The organism is Desulfuribacillus stibiiarsenatis (genome assembly GCF_001742305.1).
In the GTDB taxonomy this organism is placed as follows: domain Bacteria; phylum Bacillota; class Bacilli; order Desulfuribacillales; family Desulfuribacillaceae; genus Desulfuribacillus_A; species Desulfuribacillus_A stibiiarsenatis.
Genome location: NZ_MJAT01000011.1, coordinates 1 through 13141 on the forward strand (window position 1 = coordinate 1; position 13141 = coordinate 13141).

The 13141-nt window shown below is 33.8% G+C and carries 10 protein-coding genes; 9 read left to right on the plus strand and 1 reads right to left on the minus strand.

Annotation, left to right across the window (positions count from 1 at the left end; all coding sequences use genetic code 11):
- The 9 genes from BHU72_RS05525 to BHU72_RS05565 form a co-directional block, all read left to right on the plus strand.
- Positions 1 to 193: ATP-binding protein (locus BHU72_RS05525; protein ID WP_176720392.1), on the plus strand; the 193-nt coding region annotated here is incomplete at its 5' end.
- Positions 194 to 234: 41 nt separating this feature from the next.
- On the plus strand, positions 235 to 918 hold the full coding sequence (locus BHU72_RS05530; protein ID WP_069701646.1) for a hypothetical protein: 684 nt from the start codon (positions 235 to 237) through the stop codon (positions 916 to 918).
- A gap of 156 nt (positions 919 to 1074) precedes the next feature.
- Entirely contained in the window at positions 1075 to 3162 is a 2088-nt protein-coding gene (locus BHU72_RS05535; RefSeq protein WP_069701647.1) for a DUF262 and DUF1524 domain-containing protein, read from the plus strand.
- Between the two features lie 259 nt (positions 3163 to 3421).
- Entirely contained in the window at positions 3422 to 4585 is a 1164-nt protein-coding gene (locus tag BHU72_RS05540; RefSeq protein WP_069701648.1) for a restriction endonuclease-related protein, read from the plus strand.
- Positions 4585 to 7644, plus strand: coding sequence for a hypothetical protein (locus BHU72_RS05545; RefSeq protein WP_069701649.1), 3060 nt, complete (start codon positions 4585 to 4587; stop codon positions 7642 to 7644). The genes BHU72_RS05540 and BHU72_RS05545 overlap by 1 nt, the downstream gene beginning before the upstream one ends.
- Positions 7628 to 10129: a pPIWI_RE module domain-containing protein gene (locus tag BHU72_RS05550; RefSeq protein ID WP_069701650.1), complete on the plus strand. Its 2502-nt coding sequence runs from the start codon at positions 7628 to 7630 to the stop codon at positions 10127 to 10129. Before BHU72_RS05545 ends, BHU72_RS05550 begins: the two co-directional genes overlap by 17 nt.
- 30 nt (positions 10130 to 10159) lie before the next feature.
- Positions 10160 to 10756: a DUF1819 family protein gene (locus BHU72_RS05555; protein ID WP_069701651.1), complete on the plus strand. Its 597-nt coding sequence runs from the start codon at positions 10160 to 10162 to the stop codon at positions 10754 to 10756.
- Between the two features lie 10 nt (positions 10757 to 10766).
- Positions 10767 to 11333, plus strand: coding sequence for a DUF1788 domain-containing protein (locus BHU72_RS05560; protein WP_069701652.1), 567 nt, complete (start codon positions 10767 to 10769; stop codon positions 11331 to 11333).
- Positions 11334 to 11348: 15 nt separating this feature from the next.
- Entirely contained in the window at positions 11349 to 12146 is a 798-nt protein-coding gene (locus BHU72_RS05565) for a DUF6079 family protein (RefSeq protein WP_069701653.1), read from the plus strand.
- Here BHU72_RS05565 and BHU72_RS05570 read toward each other — a convergent pair.
- A complete protein-coding gene (locus BHU72_RS05570) occupies positions 12134 to 12817 on the minus strand; it encodes a restriction endonuclease (protein ID WP_083248278.1) in 684 nt (227 codons plus the stop codon). The two genes, BHU72_RS05565 and BHU72_RS05570, sit on opposite strands and share 13 nt — an antisense overlap.
- Positions 12818 to 13141 lie beyond the last annotated feature (324 nt).

Below are 13141 nucleotides of genomic sequence, written 5' to 3' on the forward strand. Positions count from 1 at the left end.
ACTCATTGATATGAGATATGAAAAGAAAAGTACGATTTTAACAACTAATGTTGGTTTTAAATCCTGGGACGAGGTATTCCAAGATCCTAAGATAGCAAATGCAATTTTGGATCGTGTCCTCCACCATGCAACGGTAGTTAATATTATTGGTGATTCTTACCGAATTAAGGACCATCTGGAACGAGATAATTAGTAAAACTGTACATTCTTAAACAGTCAAAAGTGTACATGTTTATGTTGACATTTATAGATGCACTGAAGAATCTCTTTAGTCATTTTCAAAGGGCAAGGAGCTTTTTTAATAAAGCCGCATTTAAGCAGAAGTTCAATGAATATTTCCAACACAAGGAAATTATCAATAGGGATTTGCCAAGTGTACTACTCGATATGTTCGTAGCTGATGTTTCAGAGAACATAGGCTTTAATTGCAACTCAGATCGATTTAAGTTCGTGCAAGAACGCCGTTCCCAGTATAGAGATGAAACAGAATATCGGGTAATGAATTCGAACTACCTTTCGCTAAAACAAACATTTAATCGTCAAATAATGCAATGCGTCCCTAATCACGATGAACGAACCTTTTCATCCTATGTCTATGTAGAAAAGGAAACTGGCAAGAACCCTATCTTTAAGCTAGCTATCCTTTTAGAATTACTCGGCCTAGCTACTTATGAAATTATAGGCGGCAAAAATTCCGAAATCTTTATCCGTGTAAACGATCCATCCAAGTTAGCAAGACTGTATCAAGGGAATTATCGAAATGCCCTATTAACGGAAATTGAACGCAAAAAAGACAGATCTCAAAAGGTATTGTCTAAATTTATGATTAAGCAACTCACCAATGAAGATAGATGGGATATTATCGAGAATTATTTCCTAGGTAGAGATGAGTGGGTATCGTCTAAATTGGAGTTGTAATAGAGATGGAATTCCTAAAAAATTCTGGGAAAGATGGAGTTAATACATAGATTTAAAGAAGTGTATGTCTACTTGAGAAACTTTTTTAACTCACAAATTCAAATAGAGTTGTTCCAAAATTAAAGTACAAAGTCAAATGGATTAGGAGAGGTTTTCATGAAAGCATCTGAAACAAATTTTCTAAAATTTTTGCAAGGTACGAAGCAATTTATGATACCTATATATCAGAGAAAATATAGCTGGACAACAAAACAGTGTCGTCAACTGTGGGATGATACAATTCGTGCAGCGGAAGATGATAATGTTAAAGGACATTTTATCGGGTCTATAGTTTATATTGAAAGAAGCCTATATCAGATTTCCGCAGTGCCACAGTTACTTGTAATTGATGGACAACAGAGAATGACTACTTTAACACTTTTTCTATTGGCCTTAGGTAAAGCGATAGAAGAGAGTGGGAAGTCTTATGAAATTACGAAAAAGAAAATAATGAGTTATTATTTAACTAACAGCGAAGAAGATGATGAGTTATACCATAAACTAATTTTAACAAAAAATGATAACAATACACATGTCAGCTTGATATTGGACAAACCATTGCCAGATGAATACTCGAACAGAATTGTAGATAATTTTAATTTTTTCAAAAATATGATAAAGGACAGTGGGGTTGATTTGAATAATCTCTATAAGGGAATTTCTAAACTAATAGTCGTTGATATATCCCTTGATAGAGATCATGATAATCCACAATTAATATTTGAAAGCCTTAATTCTACAGGGCTTGACCTGTCACAAGCCGATTTAATACGAAACTACATACTGATGGGTCTAGAACCCAAAGAACAATCGGAACTCTACACAGATTATTGGTATCCTATGGAAAAAAGCTTTGGAAACCTTAATGACTCTACCATATTTGATCGGTTTATGAGGGACTTTTTAATTGTCAAAACAGGTCGGATTCCAAATGTTAATGATGTATATTCAAGTTTTAAAGATTATGTGAACCAGAGTTCCAAAACCATTCAAGAAGTAGTCAAAGATATATATCGATATTCCAGTCATTATGTAAAGGTAGCATTTCAAAAAGAAAAAGATAAAGAAATTAACCAGGTACTTAAGGATATTAACACATTAAAAGTAGATGTATCATACCCGTTCTTAATGGAAGTATATGACGATTATGAACAGCAACTGCTATCGAAAAAAGACTTTATAGCATTGCTACGATTAGTGGAATCATATGTGTTTCGTCGTGCAATTTGTGGGGTTCCTACAAATTCACTAAACAAAACCTTTGCAACATTAAGTAAAGAAATTAAGAAAGAAAATTATTTAGAAAGTATTTCTGCGGTACTATTACTAAAAGACTCGTATAAACGTTTTCCTAGAAATGATGAATTTGTAAGAGAATTGGCTATTAAAGATGTATATAATTTTAGAAACCGGAATTATGTGCTGAAAAAATTAGAAAATTTCAACAGAAAAGAAATTGTAGACATTGAGAGTTATACGATTGAGCATATTATGCCTCAAAACACCAACCTGTCAACAGAATGGAGGCAAGATCTTGGATCAAGCTGGGAAGAGATTCACAATACATATTTGCATACTTTAGGGAATCTAACATTAACAAGATACAACTCGGAACTTAGCGACAGACCTTTTAAAGAAAAGCGAGATATGATTGGAGGATTTGCTGATAGTCCGTTACGGTTAAATAGAGAATTGAGTAAGCTTGATAAATGGAATGAACAAGAGATAAATGCTAGGGCAAAAAAACTATCAGAGCTGGCATTGGAGGTATGGGGCTACCCTTCACTATCAGATGACATTGTATCAACATATAAAAATAAGAACATATCAAAAGAGGCAGTCGTTTACACAATTGAAGACCATGCAGAATATCTTCAAGGGGAAATGTTGAACTTATTTAACGAGTTGAGAAAACGCATATGTAATTTAGATAGTTCAGTTCGCGAAGAGTTTAAAAAGTTGTATATTGCCTACAAGACTTCTACTAATTTTGTCGATATTGTGCCACAAAAAAGCAGATTACGCTTAAGTTTAAATATGCTCTTTAATGAGATACATGATCCAAAGGGTATATGTAAAGACGTGAGTAATTTAGGGAGATGGGGGAATGGTGATGTTGAAGTTGCCATATCATCATTGAATGAAATAGAAGATGTGATGTTTCTAATTAAGCAATCGTTTGATAAACACAGAGATGAGGATTGATTTATAAATCATTAGATTATGGGACTCCTGATTACGCATATAAACATAGACACTCAATTTCGTTATTGCAATTAATGGAAACAAATCTTATACTATAGGTGTCCGCGATAAAAAAACATACAGCTTCTACTTATATATTTGGGTTCCAATTATACTAACTTCGTGTATTAATATATAAGGGGTGTTCTGTGTTGATATCGCAGAGCACCTTTTTTTGTTTGTCTTTTAATTAAACTATATCTCTAGGGAGGCAATATCTATGAGTAACGCAAGTTTGTATAGAGAGTTCTTTTCGTTATTGTGTGAAATTGCTTATGGTTTAAAGAAAAAAGAGGAGGAGTATAAAAAACGGTTTAATAACAGATTGATAGACAGTGGTTTAAGAAAGTACATAACAGACAATGGACTAGTTAAGGCAATTAATAAGCACTATGTATTTGCGTTAAAATACGGAATTAATTCGCCAGATGGCGAAGTATTGGCGCCAAAAAACGAAACGGATGCTATTAAAAATTATTATAGTAAGCCTGTTATAGAGTGGACTTTTGAGTGGGACGAGCAAATTAAAGAACAAATAATGTCTGCATTAGATATGGAACCATTAGTATTCTTAAGAAATCAAGGTAAATATATTTGTAGCGATGAATGTAACGAATTAGCCTTTTTTTCAAAGAACAATAGAGATGCTGAACAAAAGGCATTATATGACGCCATTAAGAAATTAAATCAAGATGCATACGTTTATTGCAGAAAATTTATCATTGAGCACCCAATCATTGATTCAGCTTCATTAAGAGATTTTAAAGAAATGTTACAAAAATTAGGTGTCAGTGATAGTCACGCTGACAAAATAAAAGATAATGCATACGAGGCAATTCCAGATGATGCTCATAGCAAATGCTCATATTGTAACTGGACCATCATGGTACGTATAGATAACTCCCTATCTTGTATAGATAAAAGATGCAAAAAGCACACAGATAACTTCACTGAAATTGAACCATTAGGAGATACAAGAAATCTTCTAAGACTAAAACCTGGAGTTATGCGTTATATCGCTCTTCCAGGGCTTTTAGAATTGGAGATTGAAAAGTTTTGCATAGAGCATAAGCTTAAACACGAGCTATGGCCTAGTATTGATGAATACGATATTAAAATTATAAGCAACGATAATAAAATAATTGCAATAGACGCAAAAGATCATAAAAATGCATTTGCGTTAGCAAACAATCTATTGGAGACACGTAGTATTTTTGATTCAACAGATTGGGATGAAGGATATATAGTAGTCCCAAACGAAGTAGCTAGGGAAAAGAAAGATTACTGTAAAGTAGTAGACAAGGCTATAGATAGAAAAATAAATAATGTTCGTTGTATTTCTTTTGCTGATTTATTAAAAAGACTTGATGGGGGTGTAATATAATGGTAGCTTCCACTCGTAAAATAAACAAGTTAAAATCTAATGTTGAAAAACAGATTAAAGAAGCATTAACAGCTTCTGGCATTAATATATCAGATAAGAAAATTGTTAGAGAATTCATGCTAGTTGAAGGCTTTTTACACTTTTGCTATAGAAATGGCTATATCCATAAAACCGAGAAACTTTATGCTCTGTTACTTAATCTGCATAAGTTGGCGAACACGGAATTAGGATCAATCTATTACCAGCTGGATAACTTGCGTTACAGTTATTATCTAATCTCTTCAAAAACTTATTACAACGCAGTGTTGAGGAGGTATTTGAAAACACCAACCCATACACGAATATATGATGTATCAAACAATCGACTCATAACCTCTGAAGAGTGCGGTGATTTAAATATAATAGATAGAATAGAATACTATAATCGTTTAATAGAAGATCAACCAGATTCAGAAGATACAGACTTATATATTAATCAATCAATCCGTAATTATAAGTTTTACAATAACAATGTAGAATTTAATGTTTCACTAGAAGAAATAGACTTACCAACAGTTCAAATAAAACTAGAAAGAAATAAAAAAGGTGGCAGCTTTACAATTACAATAGATGAGTTGTATCAAGCGGCAAAGGAAATGGACAATCTCATTGAAGAACGAATCTTTAATAACATTGACATAAAGAAACAGAACTATTTAGATAGACTACACAAAGTAAGAGTTGATGCTGTGCAATCAGGCCAAATAACTGACACAACAGAAATAACCATCGATAAAGTATGCAATATGCTTGGCATGGTTGGAGCTGGAAAGTCTACTATTATGCAAATACTAGCTTTTTACGCAGCCAAACAAGGCTATAGATTATGTATAGTGTTTGAGACTGTTAAAGAAGAGTTAGATACGAATTATTTATTACAACAGCTAGGAATTAAGTGTACACCAGTAAAAGGCGAGACAACCATTTACGATCAAATTGAAAAAGTCATAGAGAACGATGAGATGATAATACACGAAAAATATGCAAGTCACCTTACTGGTGTATGCACATTAGATGGCTTTATTGGAAGGACTGACAATATAGCAGCAATAGAATATGGCAAAGAGCCATGCTTTAAGCTAAGAACAAATAGTGGCAATAAAAAATATGTATGTCCATTCTACTGGGAATGCCCTAGAAGACAAGATACTAGGGATATACAGGATGCGGACGTTATTGTAACAAATATCTATAGTTTAACTACCTCAAATAGTCATTATATAAAGAAGTTTGGCAGAATTAGCATACTAGAATATATCATTAAGTATATAGATATCGTAATCTTTGATGAAGCAGATAAATTACAAGTGGTGCTAGATAAGAAATTCTGTTCAACAACAGAAATAACAAAGATTCTTTCTAGTAACAAGAACCAGTTTGTTGAAGAAGTGGATAAATCAATTGCTGGTCCAGCAGCTAGTGAAGCAATCGCATTTACTAAAGAATATGCCTTTATGCTACAGCATCTAAACACAATAAGAGCATTCATTACAGATAATAAAACAATTAACAAGCTAGACATAATACAATCGGGCAAATGGTTTACTGGTCAAAGGATAACTAATGAATTTTTTAATGAACGTCACTTCTCGGCTTCTTTAAAAAATGATTTGATAAATTACAATATAAACGACGAACACATAGAATTATTTGCTGCATATGAGAATGAGTTTCTAGTAAACTTTGAAGTAGAGAACACTATTCAGCAAATTATTGATAAATACAAATTAAATACAAAACAACAACTGCTTTTTGAATTCACAATGTCGTTGATTTTATTTGAAAAGTCACTCTATAAGCTAAGTAATTTATTAATGAGACTAGCGGATATAAGTGGCACAGCTTTAGATGTTCCCGATATATTTAAAGCGCCTTATAGGAAACTTATGAGACTTATTCCAACATCACCACTAGGGAACATTTTTGGCTACATTTATGACCAAGATCAGAAAGATATTAAAATTTTTCGGAAATCTGGTATTGGTCGATCAATTATGCTTGACTTACCGTATATGAGAATTGATGACAAAGGAAGCCCTTTAGGACCTAACATATTGTTATTATCTGGATCGAGCTGGGCAGAAGGGTCGAATAGATACCATATATGTAAGCCTGTTAACTATATATTGAAACCTAGGGATGAGATATTGAAATTCATAGAGAATACGGAAGTAAATATCATATCATCTAGAATAAATGTTTCAGGAAATCAGGACAGATTTTCTGCCATCAGAGATCTTTTAATAGAGTCTGTGCAGTATATTAAGAGCCAGTTACAGCATAGTAACAGAATCCTTTTTATAGTAAACAGCTATGAACAGTGTAAGGTTGCACAACAAACTTTACAAGATTTACTACCAAGCAGAGTCATTTACCGACTTGTATCTGATAAAAGCTGTAACGAACAAGGAACAATACAAAGAGGAAAGCTTAATGAAGCAAGGAACTTAGACTTTGAGATCCTAATAGCTCCGGCTAGTGCGATTGAAAGAGGACATAACATAGTAGATGAATGTGGGCATTCTTTATTCTCGGCGCTTTTTTATTTAGTAAGACCAATGGATGTTCCAAGAGACATCGAAAATATTGTTAGCAACTTGAATGGGGCGGTATATGAGTATGCTCACAAGAAGCATTATACTAACGTATATACACATCTTCAAGAGTTGACAGAGTATGCAAATTCAGTCTGGATTGAAGAATTTGAGAACTACTACTCAATAGCGAATTATCCCAAAAGACGAAAAGAAGAAATTGTAGTGTCCAGATTGGTCTTAATCGTACAAATATATGGAAGACTGTTAAGAATCACAGATTTAGATAGAATACCACCAAAGTTATTTTTCTTAGATGGCGCATTTACGGCCAATGAAATTAATGATTTTGACCTATTGAAAGAAATAGAAGAATATCTAGATAAAAATATAAACAGAAAAGATGTCGGGGTAATCGTCGAAAGACTATACGGTGCATTCTACAAAGCCTTGAAGAGGGGGAACGTCAATGTTCAAAACAATTAAACCATTAGCATTTAGGGTCAGAGCGAACCTTGATGTATCGTTATATGTTCTTAAAATGCCAGAACAATGGGTGATCAATTTTTATGGAGATTTTGTTGATAATACTAGAAATAAACGTTTGCTTAAGACGAAACAAATGGAAGAATTATTTAGAGCGTTGACGCCTGATATTTTGTATGTAGGTGATTTCTATAACAACTATACAGATAATAGCTGGATCATTAGTACAAGCATTTTGGATAAGAAAATTATCTTTAACGTAGTTAAATCTTGGGCAAGTTTTGTTAAGTATGATTTAAAATCACCTGATTTAATTGAAACATTTGAAGAGTGGGAGAGCTCGTTAAAAGAACAAGATATTGACGAGTTTCAACTACAAACACTTCAACTAACGGATAAACATGGTTACATTGAAAACAAGAAAATTTTTGATTTGTTGCCTAACTTAATTTTAAATAAAATCATTAACAATAAAGTCATGATTAATAATAAAGAACTATCCTTTCTTCATGCAGGAAATAAGAAAGTTCTAAGTGAACCTGAAGCGCTATGCTATAAAAATAAGAGTGAAAAGATAAAAGACTATTACTCCATTTCATTACAGGCATCAATCCAAACGACTCCACACACAAGAGTGCCTTTAATACTATTTGAACCAAAAGTCACCAGGTGGGTTACAAGAAAAAGCATTCCTTCTAAACTGTTAAACAAAAGCAATACGACTGTCTATGTGAAATGTGGTGATAAGATATTATATCCACTAAGCATTGGTAGACCTAATAATTTTGTGAAAAAGCTTGATAGTAGAAAAAAAGCCATATGGGATCCTGTAAGTGAAAAAGTATTCTCAAACCACTTCATAGGCCTTCCACTACCGTCGGCAGAAGAATATCTTTATAAACCTATAGATTATATTGAAGGTAAGAAAAGAGTGAATCTATACACGAACCAAACACTAAGCATGGGTAAAGATTATTCGTTTGTGAAAACGGGATTGTCAATGAAGGACAAATACGAGATCTATAATGAAATTAAAAAATTAATAACTGGTTACGCTGAAGAGACGGAAGAATTCGAAAATACGAAGCATGGCCCTAATAAATATAAGAAAGACATTATAGGGAAAGAACCAAATCTAGTAAGACAAGCCATAGCAACTGCGATAGATAGCAAAGAGTTAAATATTGAAATCTACTATGACCAGTATAACGAAACCACACAAGCTATAATCTCTGTTTTGAAAAATGAGTTAGCACGAACCCTCGGCATGGAAGGTGAAACTCTTACATCTCCTGAATTAAACATAACAATTACTTGTCGTCAAACGCCGAGCATCTTACGATCACTTGAGGGTGCGAATTATATAATCAGACATGAAAACCGAATACAAGAGATAGCGTGCAGTCTAGATAAGAAGAATAAAGTAACAGCTTGCATCGTTATATTAGATTATAAAGATGAAGACGGAGAACTTGTCTTTGAAATGGCGGAAGATCCTAAAGCGGCAATCCGTGCGGGATTTGCTATTACTGGTCGTCTAACACAATTTATTACGCCCATAATTAACGATGAATTAGAACATAAAGCTAAAGCCGCTGTTTATGACTTATACAGGCAATTAGGGTATGTTGAAAAGTATCAAGGTACGAAGAAGAACGTTGCCATTGATTACAATACGCCGATAACAGGCATCCATGTTATTAACTTCAAAAGCACAATATATGGGTATCTTGACAAAACAATGGTTGCCATTACTATCAACCAAATAGATGGAAAAGTTTACGTGGAGTGCCCTGCGTTATGGGTTGGGACTAAATTATACTGGCAAGCGGCACTAGAATTCCAAAAGGTCATAACAGAAGAGGGAATAAAGAAGTTTAAAAGAACACGCATATTAGATGATATTAAAAGTAAAGTTTTCGAATTATTTAACTATAGTAAGGAACCTCACATTGTGGTCGTTAATAGCAACGGCACTACCAGAAACATATGGAAGTTATTAACTGATAGTGAACTTGCAATTGCGGAAAAACGCGCCCCTTACACAATCAACACAATATGGTTTAAAAGTAAAGATGAAGGAATTGATACAACAAGAAAAGAGAGTGGTTTGCGAATTATTCGTGTGCGAAATAATAATGAAGTTCCAGGCTACATATGTCCACGCAAACAAAATAACGAATACGAAAGTAAATCAGGTCTCTTCAAATACAATGGAGTATATTATGCAGTCGCACCAAGACCAGCAGATAAAGAGTATATTAGATCTTACAAATCGCACTCGAAATTAGACAAGCCGAATTATTGCTTTAAAGCGCCTGATATGATTGAACTATATCCAATACATCTTCAAGAAAGAGATATTGCAGATCACTGGATTTCGCTCGTTAATAATTACAGAGAAGCAGCCCATCAATACAAGGGAGCGCTCAAAGATCCACTACCGTTACATTTAGCAGCAAAACTAGAAGAATATTTAGGATAAAAACATATTAATGTGGAAGGAATTGGTTTAATGAGTACAGAATTACTATATAGCGCTAATTTAACAGGTGCCGCCTTCTTATTCTATGAATTCAAGCAAGTAATCAGGTTAAAGCAAGAAGGTCTCAATGATAAAGAGATAAAAGACAAAATAGTAACAGAAAATGTATTCCAATATGAGAAAACGTCAAGTCTACAGAGGATGATACCAACTCTTCTAAGACGTACCGAAGTAATTGATGATACGTTACGTACTATGGTCTTAGAAGACTCAATGGAAGTAGGCAAGGTTATTAACCTGTATGCAATTATGAAAACAGATCGTCTATATTACGAATTTATGGATGAAGTTATTAAGGAAAAGCTTCATGCAAATGACCACATACTTGAGAAGAAAGATATCAATGCTTACTTCACACACAAGGCAGAGCAAGACGAGAAGGTTGCGAGCTGGACAGACAAAACCAACAATAAACTGAAGCAAGTATTTATTAAGATACTGTTAGAAACAGGCATACTTAAAGATAAGCGGACGTGGGAACTGAATCGTATGCTTATAGATGAACAAGTCAAAGAACATTTGCGCCATATTGGAGATGAACAATACATTTCAGCAATGGGTGAATAGAGGTGAACACATGAGCAATCTTAATCGAAGATTGGACAAAGTCATTCCAAGGATTAAAGAAGATAAATTCGTACGAGGTCATGGATTAGGTAATGAAATTAGCTTTTATGTTTTTGATTACGAACCCGAGAAGGAACTAGTGGTCCGCAGTTATGTTGAACGTATAAAGAAAGAGTTCAGTCATGAAGGTTCGAATCGAAAGGTTATAGAGTTTGACCTTTATAAAATGCTGTTAGAAATAGCAAAAGAGCGTAATATTTTTGATCGGATTTTTGAAATGGAAGATAAACGAGGCAAAGAAGAACTATTTAAGGCGATGGCGAACTTTGCTAAACCTGATATTTTCCTAAGAAAAATTAAGGAACAGCTAGAAGATCATAACGTTGTGTTAATTACAGGCGTAGGAAAAGTATATCCGTTCGTTCGCTCTCACACCATCTTGAATAACTTACAAGAAGTAATCGATAAGAATCCAGTCATTATGTTTTTCCCTGGGAAGTACGACGGTCAATCGCTGCAATTGTTTGGCAAGTTTAAGGACGACAACTATTACAGAGCATTTCCATTAGTTAATTAGGTCAGGGGGGTCACCATGATTATCAAGGATATGTTTAAAAAGAGTATAGAACGTGATATTAGAGGAGTTATTAAGGTAGCACAAACAGATGAAGAACATATTCATCAAGAACTAGAAGAGTATGTTGTTACTAGAGAACTCAATAAACACCTATCAAAATTCTATGAGAACTACCAACGCGGCATCGATAGTGTAACTGACAAAATGGGTGTCTGGATAAGTGGCTTCTTCGGTAGTGGTAAATCCCATTTCTTGAAGATTCTAGCCTATTTATTAGAGAATAAGCATGTGAAAAACCAACAAGCTATCGACTATTTTAACGATAAAATTGAAGATCAACTGATTCTAGCAAACATGAAACGTACAGCCGGTGTAGAAACAGAAGTAATTCTATTTAACATTGACTCGAAAGCATCACTAGATAGCAAGTCAAAAGACGATGCTATTCTAAGAGTTTTTCTTAAAGTTTTCTATGAGCATCGCGGTTACTATGGAGATATCCCAGGAGTTGCCGAAATGGAAAAGTACTTAGATTCCAAAGGTGTTTATGATATCTATAAAGCGGAGTTCAAAACATTAACAGGTGAAGAATGGGTAGATCGTCGTAACACTTTCTATTTTGATGCTGATTATGTCATTGCCGCTCTTACGAAAGCAACAGATATGACGGAAGAATCAGCACGGAACTGGTTTGAGAACGGTGTTAATAATGTACTTTTCTTATCAATTACATACACCTCATTTCGTACTAGGTATGTCTTAATTAAGGTATATGTTCTATTGATTTTGTCCTATTACTGCTATGTAAGCTGAATTTTGTTTACTTTTTTTGTCATTTCATTTTCAGTGATAGTTTGTTCTATAAGGTTGAGCAAACTAGGTAAATCTATCAAGTGGATAGGTTTATCTGAAACATACTCAATGGCTGGCTTCGTGAAATATCCTGTTGTAATAAAATATCCACATGAAGCATTTGAATCAATAATTGCACTATGAAATTTCTGAATATCAGGTCTTGTTACTTTCGGAGAGTTATAACGCTTACACTCGACAAGTCTAATATCAGACCCCTTTATTAATATAACATCTTTTCCAGCATCACCAGTAGGAGGAGTCACAGTCGCAGTATAACCTTTTAGTCGAAATATATCGGCAATATAGTGCTCGAATTCTAACGGATGCATAGATTTCAACTTAGCAATATGCGCATCGCGAACGATTCGCTTTCTTCTTCTTTCGTCCCTATGGCTTTTCAAAATAATCATAACTTGATTTATTAGATAAGTAGTTCCCAATAAAACTAATAATAAGATTAGCCAGCCTAAAACAGATAGATTAGCTAAGGAATTAATAATAGCCGATATTATGCTTAATATTATTACTAAAGTTACAATGAATATTGTTAGATATAATGTTAATGTATCAAACTGCTTATGTACCAATGATAATCTTTTATTTCTTCCCCTAAATCTACGTTTGCCCATATAATCCCTCCTATATATAGTGTTCTCTAGATGTTAAATATTATTATTTGAAGGAGGCTCATAATTAAAAAATAAACGTAACCGCTCAATAACATGGTGCCTTACAATTTAATATGATTCATGTAATAATACCTTCAAAATAACATTTATAGTTTTTAGAGTTAGAGTTTTTCAAGTTTTTCAAGTACTCTAAAGCTATACGATGGAGGTATTATTCATGGATGAAATAACCCAAGTAAAAATCCAGTTCCGCAAGGAACAGTGGTCAAAGCTAATAATGGAATGCCAAGATAGTGGAATGACCGTACGAACTTGGTGTAAGCA

Bases quoted from the DNA above. Each gene is read 5' to 3' on its own strand.
- BHU72_RS05530 (WP_069701646.1), top strand. From the start codon at position 235: ATGTTGACATTTATAGATGCACTGAAGAATCTCTTTAGTCATTTTCAA.
- BHU72_RS05535 (WP_069701647.1), top strand. From the start codon at position 1,075: ATGAAAGCATCTGAAACAAATTTTCTAAAATTTTTGCAAGGTACGAAG.
- BHU72_RS05540 (WP_069701648.1), top strand. From the start codon at position 3,422: ATGAGTAACGCAAGTTTGTATAGAGAGTTCTTTTCGTTATTGTGTGAA.
- BHU72_RS05545 (WP_069701649.1), top strand. From the start codon at position 4,585: ATGGTAGCTTCCACTCGTAAAATAAACAAGTTAAAATCTAATGTTGAA.
- BHU72_RS05550 (WP_069701650.1), top strand. From the start codon at position 7,628: ATGTTCAAAACAATTAAACCATTAGCATTTAGGGTCAGAGCGAACCTT.
- BHU72_RS05555 (WP_069701651.1), top strand. From the start codon at position 10,160: ATGAGTACAGAATTACTATATAGCGCTAATTTAACAGGTGCCGCCTTC.
- BHU72_RS05560 (WP_069701652.1), top strand. From the start codon at position 10,767: ATGAGCAATCTTAATCGAAGATTGGACAAAGTCATTCCAAGGATTAAA.
- BHU72_RS05565 (WP_069701653.1), top strand. From the start codon at position 11,349: ATGATTATCAAGGATATGTTTAAAAAGAGTATAGAACGTGATATTAGA.
- BHU72_RS05570 (WP_083248278.1), bottom strand. From the start codon at position 12,817: ATGGGCAAACGTAGATTTAGGGGAAGAAATAAAAGATTATCATTGGTA.